The sequence below is a fragment of the Oceanobacillus sojae genome (assembly GCF_007991515.1).
GTDB lineage: Bacteria > Bacillota > Bacilli > Bacillales > Amphibacillaceae > Oceanobacillus > Oceanobacillus sojae.
Genome location: NZ_BJYM01000020.1, coordinates 34,581 through 51,910 on the forward strand (window position 1 = coordinate 34,581; position 17,330 = coordinate 51,910).

At 38.7% G+C, this 17,330-nt stretch carries 14 protein-coding genes; all 14 read left to right on the plus strand.

Annotated features, from left to right (window positions below; genetic code table 11):
- Nucleotides 1-145: 145 nt before the first annotated feature.
- A complete protein-coding gene (locus OSO01_RS19535; protein ID WP_147212159.1) occupies nucleotides 146-1,111 on the plus strand; it encodes an ABC transporter permease in 966 nt (321 codons plus the stop codon).
- A gap of 38 nt (nucleotides 1,112-1,149) precedes the next feature.
- The gene (locus OSO01_RS19540) at nucleotides 1,150-2,004 is read left to right on the plus strand and encodes an ABC transporter permease (protein WP_371863312.1); all 855 of its coding nucleotides are present in this window, start codon (nucleotides 1,150-1,152) and stop codon (nucleotides 2,002-2,004) included.
- Nucleotides 2,005-2,022: 18 nt separating this feature from the next.
- A complete protein-coding gene (locus OSO01_RS19545; protein WP_147212161.1) occupies nucleotides 2,023-3,054 on the plus strand; it encodes an ABC transporter ATP-binding protein in 1,032 nt (343 codons plus the stop codon).
- Complete coding sequence (locus OSO01_RS19550; protein ID WP_147212162.1) at nucleotides 3,029-4,063, plus strand: ABC transporter ATP-binding protein; 1,035 nt, start codon at nucleotides 3,029-3,031, stop codon at nucleotides 4,061-4,063. The genes OSO01_RS19545 and OSO01_RS19550 overlap by 26 nt, the downstream gene beginning before the upstream one ends.
- A complete protein-coding gene (locus tag OSO01_RS19555) occupies nucleotides 4,054-5,004 on the plus strand; it encodes a DUF1177 domain-containing protein (protein WP_147212163.1) in 951 nt (316 codons plus the stop codon). Before OSO01_RS19550 ends, OSO01_RS19555 begins: the two co-directional genes overlap by 10 nt.
- Before the next feature lies 1 nt (nucleotide 5,005).
- Nucleotides 5,006-6,274, plus strand: a complete 1,269-nt coding sequence (locus OSO01_RS19560) for a M20 family metallopeptidase (RefSeq protein ID WP_147212164.1) — start codon at nucleotides 5,006-5,008, stop codon at nucleotides 6,272-6,274.
- A gap of 99 nt (nucleotides 6,275-6,373) precedes the next feature.
- Nucleotides 6,374-7,144, plus strand: a complete 771-nt coding sequence (locus OSO01_RS19565; protein WP_147212165.1) for an IclR family transcriptional regulator — start codon at nucleotides 6,374-6,376, stop codon at nucleotides 7,142-7,144.
- 31 nt (nucleotides 7,145-7,175) lie between these two features.
- The gene (locus OSO01_RS19570; RefSeq protein WP_147212166.1) at nucleotides 7,176-8,105 is read left to right on the plus strand and encodes an aminopeptidase; all 930 of its coding nucleotides are present in this window, start codon (nucleotides 7,176-7,178) and stop codon (nucleotides 8,103-8,105) included.
- Between the two features lie 372 nt (nucleotides 8,106-8,477).
- Nucleotides 8,478-10,358 (plus strand): beta-N-acetylhexosaminidase, encoded by a 1,881-nt coding sequence (locus OSO01_RS19575; RefSeq protein WP_147212167.1) that lies wholly within the window; start codon nucleotides 8,478-8,480, stop codon nucleotides 10,356-10,358.
- A 47-nt stretch (nucleotides 10,359-10,405) separates the two neighbouring features.
- Complete coding sequence (gene nagZ, locus OSO01_RS19580; protein WP_147212168.1) at nucleotides 10,406-11,995, plus strand: beta-N-acetylhexosaminidase; 1,590 nt, start codon at nucleotides 10,406-10,408, stop codon at nucleotides 11,993-11,995.
- A gap of 86 nt (nucleotides 11,996-12,081) precedes the next feature.
- Nucleotides 12,082-13,695, plus strand: a complete 1,614-nt coding sequence (locus tag OSO01_RS19585) for an extracellular solute-binding protein (RefSeq protein ID WP_147212169.1) — start codon at nucleotides 12,082-12,084, stop codon at nucleotides 13,693-13,695.
- A gap of 44 nt (nucleotides 13,696-13,739) precedes the next feature.
- Nucleotides 13,740-15,359 carry an extracellular solute-binding protein gene (locus OSO01_RS19590; protein ID WP_246145240.1) on the plus strand — a complete coding sequence of 540 codons (1,620 nt, stop codon included), beginning with the start codon at nucleotides 13,740-13,742 and terminating at the stop codon, nucleotides 15,357-15,359.
- Between the two features lie 80 nt (nucleotides 15,360-15,439).
- Nucleotides 15,440-16,387, plus strand: a complete 948-nt coding sequence (locus OSO01_RS19595) for an ABC transporter permease (RefSeq protein ID WP_147212171.1) — start codon at nucleotides 15,440-15,442, stop codon at nucleotides 16,385-16,387.
- A 13-nt stretch (nucleotides 16,388-16,400) separates the two neighbouring features.
- A complete protein-coding gene (locus OSO01_RS19600) occupies nucleotides 16,401-17,288 on the plus strand; it encodes a carbohydrate ABC transporter permease (RefSeq protein WP_147212172.1) in 888 nt (295 codons plus the stop codon).
- Nucleotides 17,289-17,330: the final 42 nt, after the last annotated feature.

The following is a 17,330-nucleotide window of genomic DNA, read 5'->3' on the forward strand; positions in this document are numbered from 1 at the left end:
ATGTAAAGAGTTTTTTGTAAATTCTAATTAGAATAATTAATTTAATAAGTTTGTATTTACAAATATATTTTCAAGTGCTAAACTATTTTCTAATTCATATATCAAACCATTGATTCACATAATGAATAAAATTGGAGGGGTAAAATTGGGAAAGTACATTTTCAGCAGACTGATAAATATGATACCAACATTATTTATTGTTGCCATTATCGTATTTTTGATTACCAGAATGATTCCTGGAGACCCGGCTTCCGTTATGCTCGGACCGCAGGCGAGCAGAGAAGATGTAGAGGCGTTAACAGAAGCTCTAGGATTAAATGAACCAATCCATATTCAATTTCTGCAGTACATTGGTAATTTATTGCAAGGAGATTTTGGAGTTTCACTATCTTATAATCAGCCAATTACTGATTTAATTATCAATCGTTTCCCGAATACAGTTGTTTTAGCAGTAAGTGCATTAATCATTGCATTTATGATAGGTGTTCCGGCTGGAATAATTTCTGCTTCAAAGCAAAATTCTCTCATCGATTATTCCATTACTACTATTTCTTTAATCGGAGTATCCATGCCGATTTTTTGGCTGGGAGTCATGCTTGTTCTGTACTTCAGTGTTAATTTAGGCTGGTTTCCTGCAACTGGGATGGGGTCAATGGACGACGGGTTTATCAGCTATCTGAAGCATTTAATTCTGCCAAGTATCACACTGGCTACAATACCGACTGCGACATTTGCGCGGATAACACGGTCAAGCATGCTGGAGGTAATTACACAGGATTATATTAAAACGGCACGTTCGAAAGGAATCAGTGAATTTATTGTCATTTCTAAGCATGCATTTAAGAATGCATTTAACCCGCTATTGACAGTATTAGGCCTGCAAATTTCCTCTTTGCTTGGCGGGGCTGTATTGACTGAGACAATATTCAGCTGGCCGGGAATGGGACTTTTAATCATGGATGCCATTGAAAAAAGAGATTTTGTAGTAGTACAAAGCACCGTATTATTTATCGCTTTAATTTTTGTAATGGTTAATTTAGTTGTAGATATCTTGTATAAAGTTGTCAATCCGAAAATTAGCTACTCTACGAACAAAGGAGGGACAAAATAATGACTTCAATACAAGCTGAAGAAGAGATTGTTAAAACAATGGAGGATAAAAGGAAAAAAGAACAATCTTTATTTAGAAAACTCATTAAAAATAGACTTGCTGCATTTGGATTAATCATCATTTTTCTACTAACCATTACTGCGATATTTGCACCATTAATAGCCACACATGATCCAAATTCAATGGATGTAACGAAATCACTGCTTGGTGTGGGAGAGCAGGGCTATCTATTAGGAACGGATAACTTTGGGAGAGATATATTCAGCAGAATAGTTTATGGTTCGAGGATTTCTTTGATTGTTGGCATTGCTGCAGTTTTATTTGGGGCAGTATTTGGATCATTATTAGGAGTTGTTGCCGGATATTTTGGCGGAAAATTAGACTCTATTATTATGCGATTTATGGATGGGTTATTTGCTTTTCCTTTTATATTGCTTGCTATTACGTTAATGACAGTTTTGGGACAAGGTCTCTTTAATGTCATATTAGCAATCGGGATTGCTAATATTCCAGGGTTTGCAAGGGTAGTGCGTGGTCAGGTGCTGGGAGTAAAAGAATCCGAATTTATAGAAGTCACCCGGTCATTAGGTGCTAAACACAGAAGAATTATTTTCCAGCATGTATTACCAAACAGCCTTGCTCCAATTATTGTTTACGCAACGATGAGCGTAGCTGGTGCAATTATTTCTGAGGCCGCCCTAAGCTTTTTGGGTCTTGGTGTGCAGCCGCCGACTGCTTCATGGGGAAGTATATTGAAGGATGGAAAAGATTTTCTTGTATTAAACCCTAACATGGCAACTTTTTCAGGGCTTTCCATTTTAATAACAGTCCTTAGTATTAATTTGTTTGGAGATGGTTTACGTGATGCGCTGGATCCAAAAATGAAAGTATAACTAAAGGAGGGTACTTGAATGTCAGATACGCTGCTAACAGTGGAAAACTTAGAGGTTCAGTTTCGTTCAGGCTCATCGACAACAAAGGCTGTGAACGGAGTCAGTTTTTCATTAAATAGAAAAGAAAATATTGGAATAGTGGGTGAGTCCGGTTCTGGAAAAAGCGTAACAGCCACTTCATTGCTGCGGCTGATTCCAAATCCTCCAGGAAAAATAACAGGCGGGAGGATTGTTTTTGAAGATAAGGATCTGCTGAGATTATCTGATAAGGAAATGAGAAAGATACGCGGGAATGAGATTTCGATGATTTTCCAGGACCCTTCTACAAGCTTGAACCCAGTTTATACAATTGGGAATCAAATTGTAGAATCGATAAAAACGCATCAGCATCTAAATAAGAAAGAAGCAAAAGAAAAAGCAATCCATATGCTTGAATTAGTCGGCATACCTGAAGCGAGAAAAAGATTCAGTATGTACCCGCATGAATTCTCAGGAGGAATGCGGCAGCGGGTAATGATTGCTATAGCTTTAGCCTGTAATCCCAAGCTATTAATAGCCGATGAACCTACAACTGCACTAGATGTAACGGTGCAGGCACAAATTTTAAATTTAATGAAGGATTTACAACATTCTATTGATACTTCTATTGTCATGATTACACATGATCTTGGGGTGATTTGGGAAACCTGCGACAAGATGCTTGTTATGTATGCAGGTAATGTAGTTGAATCTGGAACAGTTCAAGAAATATATGATAATCCATTGCATCCCTATACATGGGGATTATTAGATTCGCAGATTACAGAAAGTGTATCCAGTGAGGAAGAATTAAATGCCATTCCAGGGAGCCCTCCAGATTTAAGCTTAGATATTACTGGATGTCCTTTCGCAGCAAGGTGTCCTTTTGCAGAGGAAATATGCCTGAAGAAGACCCCTGAAATGATAGAAGCAGCGGAAGGCCATTTTACTGCCTGTCATTTTCAGACGAAGGAACACCGGTTAGATAGAAAGGAGGGGAAGGTGCATGACAGAAGCAATATTAAAAGTTAGAAATTTAAAAAAACACTTTTATCTTGATAGCCCAATACCTTTTAAAAAATCAGATCAAAGTGTCAAAGCTGTAGATGGTGTCAGCTTTGACGTATTCCCTGGAGAAACGCTTGGGGTTGTTGGTGAATCTGGATGTGGAAAATCAACAATGGCCAGATTGGTGAATCAGTTGATTGCTCCAACAGAAGGTACGGTAGAGTTAAATGGAGAAAATCTGGTGAATATGAATAAAGAGAAATTAAGAGTTTTCAGAAAAACAATTCAGATGGTATTCCAAGATCCATTTGCTTCGTTAGATCCAAGAAAAACTGTTGGGGAATTAATTGCTGAGCCGCTGGTTATTCATAAGATTGGGAATAAAACTTCCCGTAAAGAACGTGTGAAAGAATTATTAGAAGTTGTCGGGCTGAGAGGTTCTCATTCAGGGAGGTATCCGCATGAGTTTTCAGGAGGACAAAGGCAAAGAATAAATATCGCCCGGGCTCTGGCACTTAACCCGGATGTCATTATTTGCGATGAGCCGGTTTCAGCGTTAGATGTATCCGTCCAGGCACAGGTTATTAATCTGTTAAAGAAATTACAAAAGGATTTTAACCTAACTTATATTTTTATTTCACATGATCTTAATGTAGTTCGTTATGTGTGTGACCGGATTGCAGTCATGTATTTAGGAAAAATTGTTGAGATGGGGACTTATAAAGAAATTTATGAGGATTCCAAGCATCCTTATACAAGGGCTCTTTTATCCTCAATTCCAAAAGAGAGTCCCAATGAAATAAAAGAAAGAATTATTTTGAAAGGCTCTGTTCCAAGCCCGATTAATCCGCCATCTGGGTGTCATTTTCATGAAAGATGTCCATTTGCAATGGACGTTTGTAAAGTGAAATCTCCGGAATTAATGGACGTTGGGAATGGGCATCAATCATCCTGCCATTTATTAGAATTGGAAAATAATCCATTGTCAGATATACCAATAAAGAAAAAAGAGGAGGAAATGGAATGTCATTAAAATATGTTATGGAAGTTTATGAATTAATGGATAGTCTACATGTTACAGGGGAAGATGTAAAAAACTTTTTATGGGGAGTAAACAGCAATAGCCAGGTTGAAGTAAAAACAGTAGAAGGGGATGAAGGCTCTACTGATTTTGTTAAAATAACGATTCCAGGAGAAAATGGTAAATCAAAAGGAGGAGACGCACCGACCTTAGGGATTATTGGCAGGCTTGGAGGAATTGGAGCACGTCCCGAATTAAAGGGGTTTGTTTCCGATGGAGATGGTGCACTTTCCTGTATTTCCGCAGCTGCTAAATTGCTTGATATGCAAAATAAGGGTGATACTTTAAATGGAGATATTATTTTAACTACACACATTTGCCCAACAGCACCGACATTGCCTCACGATCCAGTTCCATTTATGAATTCACCGGTGGATATTTTAACAATGAACAAGCATGAAGTTACAAAAGAAATGGATGGAATTCTTTCTATAGATACAACGAAAGGCAATATGATTACAAATCACCGGGGATTTGCTCTGACACCTACTATAAAGGAAGGTTATATTTTAAAAGTAAGTGATGATTTGTTACATATTTACACTCAGTCTTCCGGAATTCTGCCAGTAACTATGCCAATTACTATGCAGGACATTACACCATATGGTAATGGAGTCTATCATGTAAATAGTATTCTTCAGCCGTCAGTAGCTACATCCAGTCCGGTAGTTGGAGTAGCAATCACAACAGAAACAGCTGTAGCAGGATGTGGAACCGGCGCTACGCATTTAGTAGATGTAGAACAGGCTGTCAGGTTTGTTATTGAAGTGGCCAAGTTATTTGGTGAAAACAAATGCTCTTTTTATGATAAGAAAGAGTTTACCCGTTTAGAAAGTTTATATGGAAAAATGACACAGCTGCAGACCCCTGGAAAAAAGGAGGTAATAAAATAGTATGGTTAATAAACAGGAACTAAAAGATAAGGTTATTAACGAAGTAGAAGCATGTAAAGAAGAGTTAGTTGACCTGTGCAGCTCTTTAATTAAAATACCCAGTGAAAATCCGCCTGGGGATTCAACGGAAATAAGCAGGTTCATAGAAAGTTATCTGAAAAAATTTGATACGGAGGTAGATTTCTATGAATCCGCTGATAAAATGTATAATCTCGTTTCCAGCATTGGTTCGGAAGAGGGAAAACATTTAATCTATTGCGGTCATACGGATGTTGTTCCAGCAGGAAATCTCGAAAAATGGGATTTTGATCCGTTTTCCGGAGAAGTGAAAGATGGCTGGATGTTAGGAAGAGGAGCAAGTGATATGAAGGCAGGTCTTTCCGGAATTATATTTGCTTTTACTATATTAAAGCGCCTTCAAATTAAATTACCCGGGAAGCTTTCCCTTACTATTGTTCCTGATGAAGAAACTGGCGGGGATTTCGGTGTACCGTGGTTACTTAAAAACAAAATCATTCATGGGGACGGCTGTTTGATTGCGGAGCCATCATCACCGTATAATCCAACCGTTGGACAAAAAGGATCCTATTGGTTTGAACTGGAAGTATTTGGCCAACCGGGTCATGGAAGCTTATCCCCTTTAGCTGGAAAAAATGCCATTACAGATGCTGTAGTTGCCATAAGGGAAATCCAAAAATTATGGGATATTCAAATAACAGTACCAGATGAAGTGAAGCAATTAATTCATGTATCACAAAAATATATGAGGGAAGTTGAAAAGGACAGAGAAGCCTTTATGCCGGTTCTTGAACATATTACAGTAAATATAGGTACAATTGAAGGTGGGACAAAATCAAACGTGATTCCGGAAAATTGTAAGGTAGAAGTAGATTGCCGGCTGCCATTTGGTATTACAGAGAAAGAAGTAACAGATTTTTTACATGAAAAACTGGGAGAACTGGGTATTGATTATAAAATTCGTCCCTTTGGTTTCAGAAGCAACGCCAATTTTACAGACCCTGATGATCCTGTTTGTAAAGCGATTATAAATAATATTTCCTTTGTAACAGACCACGAGGCATATGGAGTGATGCAGTGGGCAAGCAGTGATGCTAGGCATTTCAGGGATTATAATATTCCTGTTCTTCAATATGGTCCGGCGTTTCTACCAACCATTCACGGCTATAATGAGAGAGTGCAGGTCGAACAAATAATCACTTGCGCAAAGGTCTATGCGGCAGCTGCAATCGATTTTCTTTATTCGGAGTAATAAAAAAGTGAGAAAATATGTAATTACTCTGTTTATTCAATTTTATATGTTAAGATAGGTCTAAATACTATTAGTTTAGATGATAAGTTGGGGATGCTTATGTTAAAAACATTAAACAGTGCACTAGAGGTGCTTAAAATGTTTACAAGGGAAAAGCCAAAATGGGGCGGTAGAGAGCTTGCTAATGAGATGCAGATGAATCATACAAAAATCTACCGTATTTTAGAGACCTTGGAAAACAACAATTTTCTTTTTAAAGATCCAGTGACCAAGAAATATTCATTGGGATTTGCTGTATGGGAGCTGGGAACTATTATGTATGAAGATCTTAGTGTAAAACAGCTGATACGGCCAATTTTAAAAGAGCTGAGCCGCCAAACAGGGGAATCTGTGTTTCTTACCTTATTAGATAAAGAAGAGGCAGTCACTCTTGATGTATTGGAACCGGAAAACAAAGTGAAATTTTCCGTTTCTGTAGGCAGCAGGGCACCTTTATATGTCGGTGCTTCCTATCGATCTATTTTGGCGTATTTAGATGAGGAAACTATTGAAAGAATTTTAACTCCTGAAAGATTAATAAAGTATACGAACGATACGATGACTGATCCGGATGAATTAAGAACAGAGCTGGACAACATTCGTCAGCAAGGGTGGGCGAAGAGCCAGAGTGAATACACGGAAGATATTATTGCGATTGCTGTTCCGTTATTTGGCAGTAAAGGTATTATTGGCTCCATTACTGTTTCTGGGCCAATCTATCGGATGCAGGATGAAAAAATAAAGAATTATTTATCTCTATTAATAGAGACCAGAAATGAGGTTGCTGAAGTAATCGATAAGTATCAATTACAGTTAAACAGCAGTAATTAAAAAGTTATACCTTTGAGAGGGAGTTTTATGGATGCTGGATTATTTAAATGTGGCTGAGAACGTATTAAATAATAATTTATTTGTGAAACAAGATGAACAAATATTGATTATTACAGATACAGAGCTAAGGGATATCGCAAATATATTCTTCCAGGCAGGCTTAAGGATGAAAAATGAAACGATGCTTATGGAAATGGCTCCCAGATTGAAGTCTGGGGAAGAGCCTCCTAAAACTGTAAGTAAAGCAATGCAAGCAGCGGAAGTGATACTATGTATTACAAAACATTCTCTCACTCATACAAATGCAAGAAAAAAAGCTTCTAATGCCGGGGCAAGAATTGCAACTATGCCGGGTGTTACCCTGGATATGCTAAAGAATGGCGCTATATCAGCAGACTATCATGAGGTTGTTGAACGGACAGCAAAATATTGTGAATTACTCAATCAGGGTAATCAAGTTGAAATAAAAAAAGGAGATACTTGCTTATCTTTTTCAATAAAAAACAGAGCTGGAATTGAAAGTACGGGTGTTTTTAAAGAAAAAGGAGAGGCGGGAAATCTTCCTTCTGGTGAAGCCTATATTGCACCAATAGAAGACTCGGCTAACGGTACAATAATGATTGATGGCTCCATTGCCGGGATAGGCGTTATAGAAGAGCCTCTAACTTTAGAAATCGAAAATGGCAGATTAACAGCTGCCAGTGGAGATAAGGGGAAGGAGCTGCTTGAATTATTGGGGAGCGGAGCCGGAAGAAAAATTGCAGAATTTGGGATTGGTACAAATAACAAGGCACGGCTGATTGGAAATGTTTTAGAAGATGAAAAGGTTTTTGGCACAGTACATATAGCTTTTGGCAGTAATAAATCCTTTGGCGGAGAAACAGAAGCAAATGTACATATTGACTGTGTTATCAAAAATCCGATTGTATCTATTGATAATAAGGAAGTACGATTTAATTAGATGAGCGGGCAGGAAAGGAAAAAAGTCGATGTAGTAATTGCAATAACTTCCGTTTCCGTTTATACGGGAAGTTATTCTTTTAAAAAAGACTTAAGTCACAAATATAATAACTAATATTAAAATAGGCAATCTAATATATAAGAAAGAAGCTGTCAGAAAATGCATATTACACATTTTGTGACAGCTTCTTTTCCATTTTTACAGCCGATTATAAAACACAATAACAATTTTTTCGATGTAAATCTGATATTCTATTTCAATTTTAACAAGCATATCCTAATACAAACCAAAAGCATGTTAGGATTCTCATACGAGAAATTCAATGTATAAGAACGATAACACCAAATGAAAGAAAAGGAGGGCAGATAATATATGAAGCTTCAATTAACAGGAGAGCTATCACAGGTGAAAAAAGGACTGCATCACCTGTTGGAAGATCTGGATATTGAATTGGCGAAGGAAGGACATCGGATCCATGTGACGCAAAGAGAAGGTCCTCTTTTGGTGAAAAATTATAACGGAAAAGGTGAAATTGTATTTCAGGATAAAATTCATTTTTTCAGAGGGCTTGGATTATGGCTGGAGCATTTTTATTCAGAAACAGATTTTGATCTTATAGAGAAACCAAAGTTTACAATGAATGGTGTGATGCTGGATGCTTCCCGCAATGCAGTAATGAAGGTAGACGGAATAAAGGGTTTATTGCGTAATATAGCAGTAATGGGACTCAATACATTGATGGTATATACAGAGGATACATATGAAGTAAAAGCATATCCTTATTTCGGTTATATGCGTGGAAGATATACAGAGGAAGAGCTGAAGGAATGTGATCAGTATGCTGCAGAATTAGGAATTGAAATGATTCCCTGCATTCAGACATTGGCTCATTTAACAGAAGCTTTGAAATGGAATTATGCAATTGATATACGGGATACCGCTGATATTTTATTGGCAGGCTCAGAAGCGACGTACACCTTTTTAGAGCATCTCATTGAAGCTGCAAGTTGTCCATTTCAATCGCAGCGGATTCATATCGGAATGGATGAAGCGCATCAGCTTGGCTTAGGAAAATATCTCGATAAACATGGTTATGAAAAAAGGTTCGATATCATGAATAAACATCTTCAAGAAGTAGTTGCCATTACCAATAAGAAAAATCTAAAGCCGATGATTTGGAGTGATATGTATTTCCGCCTCGGCTCCAAGCATGGAGGTTATTATGACTTAGATGCTGAGATTCCGGAATCAGTCATAGCGTCTATTCCGGAAACACAGCTTGTTTATTGGGATTATTACCATGACGATGAAGAATTTTACCGCAGCTTTATTCAAAAGCATAAAGCATTAAAAGCTGATCCTGTGTTTGCAGGAGGCGTGTGGACATGGAATGGAATCTCTCCTAACTATGGAAAAGCCTTTGCAGCGAGTGAAGCAGCTTTACGTGCTTGTAAAAAAGAGAAGCTTAAAGAGGTCTTTGTCACCATGTGGGGAGATAATGGTGCAGAAACACCAATGATGACAGCTTTGCCTGTTTTACAGTTATTTGCCGAACATTCCTATCATAAATCTATCTCAGAAGAACACTTGCGCCGGCGTTTTCATTTTTGTACAGGAGCCGATTTTAATGACTTTATGCTTTTCAATCAATTGGATGAAACACCTGGGGTAGCTAAGAATAATCCGCAGACCTCCAATCCTTCCAAGCTTTTATTATGGCAAGATATTTTGATTGGTTTATACGATGCGAATATTAAAAATTTGCCGTTGAACAAACATTATACAGAGCTGACAGCTAAGCTTGAGAAAGCAGTGGAAAGAAATACAAATTGGAATTTATTATTTGATTTCTATAAACAACTATCGCGTGTTTTAAGTGTGAAAGCAGAATTGGGAAGACGTTTGAAGGAGATGTACGATGATCAGGATCGAAGTAAACTCCAGAAGAATGTGCTGCCTGATTTAGAGGACGTGAAAAATCGTGTCGATACATTAAGAAAAGCCCATCGAAAACTATGGTTTTCACTCAATAAGCCCTTTGGCTGGGAGGTTATCGAAATACGGTATGGCGGTGTATTGGCGCGGATAGATACTGTGATTTACCGTCTAAATCAATATATTGAAGGAAAAATTAGCAAAATTGAAGAACTGGAAGAGGTACGGCTGCATTTTGAAGGCCCGTATCCTATGTCGGAAGGTTCCTTGGGCAGAAATTTATATCATCGTATTGTAACAGCAGGGAATTTATCTTAAAGAGAATGTTCAAAAAGAAAATGAAATAAAGAAAAGGAGGCTGCTCCATGAGCAAGAAGGAATTAGAAAGAAAAATTGGTCAGCTGTTCGTTGTAGGTTTTGATGGGACGACAGTGAACCTAAAAATAAAAAAATTAATCCATGATTATCATGTAGGTTCTATTATTTTGTTTAGCCGGAATATTGGGGAGCCGGAAGAAGTTTTGCAATTAACCTCCGATTTACAAAAGGAAGCAAAAAAAGCCGGATATGAAAAACCATTGCTAATTTGTCTGGATCAGGAGAACGGCGTTGTCAGCAGAATTCATAAAGGATTAACTACCTTTCCTGGATCGATGGCATTGGGGGCAACAGATAATCCGCAATATGCCTATAAAATAGGTCTGGCAACAGGGAAAGAATTAAAAGCGCTCGGGATTAATTGGAATCTGGCACCTGTTTTAGATGTGAACAATAATCCCGATAATCCTGTCATTGGTGTCCGCTCCTTTAGTGAAAATGCTGAAAAAGTTGCTGCATTTGGAGAAGCCATGATGAAAGGACTGCAGGATGCCGGAGTGATGACATCTTTAAAGCATTTCCCTGGTCACGGGGATACCAATGTAGATTCCCATCTGGATTTGCCGGTAATTTCGCATGAGATGGAGCGTTTGGAAAATATCGAATTGGTACCATTTAAAGCTTGTATCGAAGCAGGTGCAGATTCTGTGATGGCTGCTCATGTGTATTTCCCGGCGATTGAGCCGGAGGAAGATATACCGGCGACTTTATCCAAACGGGTTTATGTTGATCTTTTACGTAAAAAGCTTGGATTTACAGGAGTAATTACAACAGACTGTATGGAAATGAAAGCGATATCGAATTCGATTGGAACTGAAAAAGGAGCTGTACAGGCGCTGCAGGCAGGTACGGATTTTGTCATGATTTCTCATACGTATGCTGTTCAGGAAGGAGCTATACAGGAAATCGTAAGTGCGGTTGAAAATGGAAAGCTGTCTCTTTCCTGTATTGAAAAATCCATTCAACGCATCCAGATGTTGAAAGAAAAATATACGAGCTGGAGAGATTTTCATTTTCCGGAAGCAAAAGACGCCTTGCAAATTGTCGGATCACAAAAACATCGACAGCTGGCACAAACTGTTTATCGGGAAAGTGTAACGATGGTGCATAATCATCAGCTGCTGCCGTTAAACACAGAGAAACAGCCAAAAATCCTTGTACTTGAACCTGCACAAGGAGCCATGATGCAGGTGGAGGATAACAAGGGAAACCAAAAATCACTTGGCGCTGCGGTAAGAGAGCATGTCCCTGGTGCAGCAGTAGAAATATATGACTTGGATGAAATCAAAAAGGCTGTAAAAGGAATTATCACTTGTGCGCAGAACTATGATTATATCATTTTAGGAACATTGACTGTGACTGAGAATAGTCCGGTGATAACGCTTGTTAATCAGTTACTGAAGGAAAATAAGAAGGTTATTGGGGTTGGCATGCGGAACCCATATGATTTTCATTTTCTTCGTAATGTGCAAGCATTTATCAACACCTATGAACCCAGCTTCCCTGCCTTGCAAATTGCTGCAGGTGCAATTTTTGGTGAAGAAGAGGCAAAAGGAACATTGCCGGTCAACGTTTGATTTACTTTCATCTGCAAAGGGAGGGAGGAAAAAATGTACAACAGAGGCTAATAAACAGATAAAGAAAATCTGAGGGGGATTTTAGAATGAAATTCCAGAAAAAAGTCCTGTTTCTATTATGCATTTCCTTTATATTTATGCTGGCTGCCTGCAGTAACAATGAAAAAGAGGATGTGGGTGGAAGTGAGGAAGCACTTGATAATTTGAATCAAGAGGGTATGCCAATTGTAGAGAATGAAATTACATTGGATGTATTTGCTGGTCATGCAGCTTCCACAGCGGAAGATTGGAATGATGTTCCTGTTTTAAATGAATATGAAAACATGACGAATATAAACATGAACTGGAATCAAGTCCCTGTTGACGGGTTACAGGAAAAAAGAAATCTGGCTCTCGCAAGCGGTGATTTACCAGACCTTTTCTATGGATCTTATATGCCAAATTCAGATTTATATAAGTACGGTGAGCAGGGGATTTTTATTCCTCTGAATGATTTAATCGATGAGTTTGCTCCGAATATTAAGGCGTACCTGGAGAAATATCCGGAAATTAAAAAAGGTATTACCTTTCCAGATGGAAACATCTATGCGATTCCCAGGTTGAGAGACCCTGATTCTCCAACCTCATTGATGGATGATAAACCCTGGATTAACAAAGAAATTTTAGATGAATTAGGGATGGATAACCCGGAAACAACAGATGAATTTTATGAATATTTAAAAGCGGCAAAGGAATTATCCGTTGATGGCAATGATGTCATTCCGTTCAGCAGTGTCTCTATGGATCGTTTATTTCATTGGCTGACTGGTTCATTTGGCGTTTCGAATAAAGGAATTTTACATGGTTCGATTGATGAAGATCCGGAAACTGGAGAATTACGCTTTTATCGTACAGCCGATGAATACAAACAATTGCTGGAATACATGAACAAGCTTTACACAGAAGGTTTGATTGAACAAAATATCTATTCTATTGAAGTGGATCATTTTCTGGCCAATGGTGCAGAAGGAAAGTATGCTGCAATGAACTTTTTCAACCCGAAAGATTATTTTGGAGAAGAAGTGGGTGGCCGATATATTCCGGGGAACGCGCTGGAAGGCCCGGATGGAGATAAACTGTTTACTTCCGTCATTTCACCTGTAAACAGCCTGGGACACTTCTCCATTACGAATGTCAATGAAAATCCGGAAGCAACGATTCGCTGGATTGACTATTTCTGGAGTGATGAAGGGGCGAAGATGTTCTTTATGGGATTAGAAGGAGAAACCTATGAAGAAACACCTGATGGGCCGGAGCTGACAGAGGAAATTACAAATAATCCTGATGGATTAACCGTTCAGGAAGCATTGGCACAGTATATCATTAACCCGGGCGGAGGACATCCGGTTATTGAAAACCCTGAATATTCGACTGCACCGGAGTTTCAGCCTGAAGATCTCGAAAATGCCGAGAATATGGCTCCATACTTGATCGAAGAACCTTGGCCGTTTTTCTTCTATGAAGAAGAGGAGCAGGCAACATTAGAGTCTTTAGGAGCGGATATTCAGAAGTATGTTGCAGAGATGGAAGCGCAATTTGTTACAGGAGAAACATCATTTGATGAGTGGGATAACTATGTGAAGACATTGGAAGAAATGGGGCTTGATGAGTATATGGAAATTCAGGAGAAAGCATTGGAACGTTATGAAGAAGGTCAGTAATTAACACATTCATAAAAAGAATAAAAAGCCTGGAGGTATTTCCTGTGAATATCAAGAAGAAATTTATTATCTTAGCGGCGGTGCCATTCATCGCATTAGCCGCATGTAATAAAGGAAATAACAGTGATGTCGGCGGCAGTGAAGAGGCTTTAAATAATTTAAATACAGAAGGCATGCCAATTGTGGATGACACAGTTGAATTAGAAATCTTTGCCGGTAAAGCAGCAACAACAGCGGACGATTGGAATGACGTTTTACTTTTAAATGAATATGAAGAAATGACAAATATGGATATTACATGGAATATGGTACCGGCAGATGGGCTAGAGGAAAAACGAAATCTGGCTCTTGCAAGCGGGGATTTACCGGATGTTTTCTACTCTGCCAACCTGCCAGTTTCCGATGTTCAAAAGTACGGTGGTCAAGGCACATTTATCCCTTTGAATGATTTGATTGAAGAATACGCGCCAAATATTAAAAAGGTTCTGGATGAAAACCCGGATATCCGAAAAGGAATTACATTTCCGGATGGAAATATTTATTCTATTCCGACCGTTTACTCACCAGATTTTTCATCCTTACTAATTGGGGCTAAAGGATGGGTGAATGGAGACTGGTTAGAGCAGCTGGACATGGATAACCCGGAGACAACAGATGAATTCTATGAATATTTAAAAGCGGTAAAAGAAACAGACCTAAATGGCAATGGAAAAAATGATGAGATTCCATTAAGCAGTGTAGCGGAAATGTCCCGTATTATTCACTGGATATCTGGAGCATTCGGCGTTCAAAATCGCGGGCAGCTTCATACTTTGATTGACAGTGATCCAGATTCAGGGGATATCCGTTTCTACCCTATTGATGATCAGTATAAAGAAATGTTGACGTATCTGAATAAGCTTTATGAGGAAGAGCTGATTGAGCAGAATATTTATTCCTTAGAGGTTGATCAGCACTTGGCAAATGCAGCAGATGATCTTTATGGAGCTGTACAGTTCTATAATCCGATGGAATTGTACGGGAAAGAAGTAGGCGGCCAGTTTATTCCGGGGAATGCGCTGGAAGGTCCGGATGGTACGAAAATGTACACAGGAATTACCTCTCCTGTCCTTTCATTGGGTAATTTCCTGATTACAAGTGAAAATGAAAACCCGGAAGCTACGTTGAGATGGATTGATTATTTCTGGAGCGAGGAAGGGCAAAAAATGTTTTTCATGGGTATTGAAGGTGTGACCTATGAGGAAACAGAGGAAGGTCCGAAGCTGACAGAGGAAATTACAGATAACTCGGAGGGGTTAACGCTGACGCAGGCACTGGCGGAATATATTATTAATCCGGGCGGAAATCATCCGGTTATTATCACAGATGACTTTTTTACCGGCTCTGAGAATGCGCCAACTGATGTAGAAGCTGCAGAGCAATTAGAACCGTATTTAATTGAAGAAATTTGGCCGGCGTTTACGTATACAGCAGAAGAAAATGACCGTATTGCTGTACTGGAAACAGATTTACAGAAATATGTAGAAGAAATGCAGGCTGGTTTTATTACAGGGGAGAATGATTTCTCTGAATGGGATGCATATGTGGAGACTGTGAAGAACATGGGCTATGACGAATACATGGAAATCCAGCAAGCCGCTTATGAACGCTATAAAGAAAATTAAAAGCTTGTCAATTTGAACTGAAGTTGAATTTATCGATGGCTGGATCTATGTTCAGCCATCGATAAATAGGGGGTTAAAGAATGAAGGGAGTAAAAAATGACGTTTCTGTGCCAGCCCAGAGTAAATTTTATCAAGTAAAAAAGAACTTCGCCCGAAATTGGCAAATATATGTTTTCTTACTTCCGGCGGTTGCGTATTTTATCTTATTACATTATATCCCAATGTATGGCGTGCAGATTGCCTTCAAAAACTTTTTTGCCAACCTTGGAATCTGGGGAAGTCCCTGGGTCGGGTTTGATCACTTCGAGCGTTTTTTTAATTCATACTATTTTTGGAGACTGCTTAAAAATACGTTGATATTAAGTGCGTATCAATTAATCTTATTTCCATTGCCTATTATTTTGGCACTCTCCCTGCATGAAGTGAAAAATAGTATATTTAAGAGATGGGCTCAAACATTAACCTATGCTCCGCACTTTATTTCCGTCGTTGTTGTAGTAGGAATGATTGTTATCTTTTTAGACCCTACAACCGGCTTAGTGAACCGTCTTATTTTATTCTTTGGCGGAGATCCTGTAAATTTTCTGACAAGCCCAGGCTGGTTCAGACATGTTTTTACATGGTCCGGTGTCTGGCAGACTCTCGGATGGGGGTCTATTATTTACCTGGCAGCATTATCCGGTGTTAATCCCGAATTACATGAAGCAGCAAAAGTGGATGGTGCATCAAGGCTGCAGCGCATTTTTCATATTAATATCCCAAGTATTCTTCCGACGATTGTTGTGTTATTTATTTTAAACATCGGCAGCTTTATGACAGTCGGCTTTGAAAAAGTATTACTTATGCAAAATAATTTAAATGCCAAAACATCTGATGTGATCCAGACATTTGTGTATCAGACGGGTCTCTTGGAAGGGCAATACAGTTTTGCGGCAGCTATCGGACTGTTCGATTCAGCAATCAACATTGCACTGCTTGTCTTATTTAACTCTGTAGCCAGAAAGGTAAGCGATAACAGTCTATGGTAAGGAGGTTTGGAAGATGAAGAGGTTTACGTTGTCGGATAGAGGGTTTGATCTGATAAATACGATATTTCTTCTCATAATTTTAGTATTAATTGTCTACCCATTAATTTTTGTTCTAAGTGCCTCTATCAGTGATCCGCAGGCAGTCAGCTCTGGTAAAATGTGGCTATGGCCGGTCGATATTACATTTAAAGGGTATGAGCGTGTATTTGCCAACGATGCCATCTGGCTTGGATACAGAAATACCATTATTTATACCGTTGTAGGAACGGCCATTCATTTATTTGTGTTGTTACCGTGCGCCTATGCTTTATCACGTAAAGAATTAATGGCGAAGAAGCTTATCCTTTGGTTTGTGTTATTTACAATGTTGTTTAATGGAGGTTTAATTCCAACTTACCTCGTTGTGAAGTCAATGGGAATGCTTGATACGATGTGGGCGATTATTATTCCGAACGTTGTAGGGGCTTGGTCTATTCTTGTAGCAAGAGCCTTTTTTCAGCAAAGTATTCCAGATCAATTAGTGGAAGCATCCAAAATTGACGGTGCCTCTGATTTCTATATTTTTATCCGGATGGTATTACCTCTGTCTCTGCCAATTATTGCAGTCATGGCGTTGTTTCATGCAGTGAATTTATGGAACCAGTATTTTAACGCATTGATTTATTTATCAGATCGTGATAAGTATCCGCTGCAGTTAATTTTAAGAGAGATTCTGGTGGTGAATCAAATGCAGCTGAATGACCCGGGTGGATCAGCGGAATCACTGGTAGATCAGGTGAAAACAGCCGGTCTTATCAAATATGCAGTGATTATTGTATCATCGCTGCCATTATTATTAATATATCCATTTGTCCAACGATTTTTTGTTCAGGGTGTTTTAATAGGCTCGATTAAAGAATAGGAAAGAATCCGGCAGTTGGGAAAGGAGTTTAGAAGGATTGGA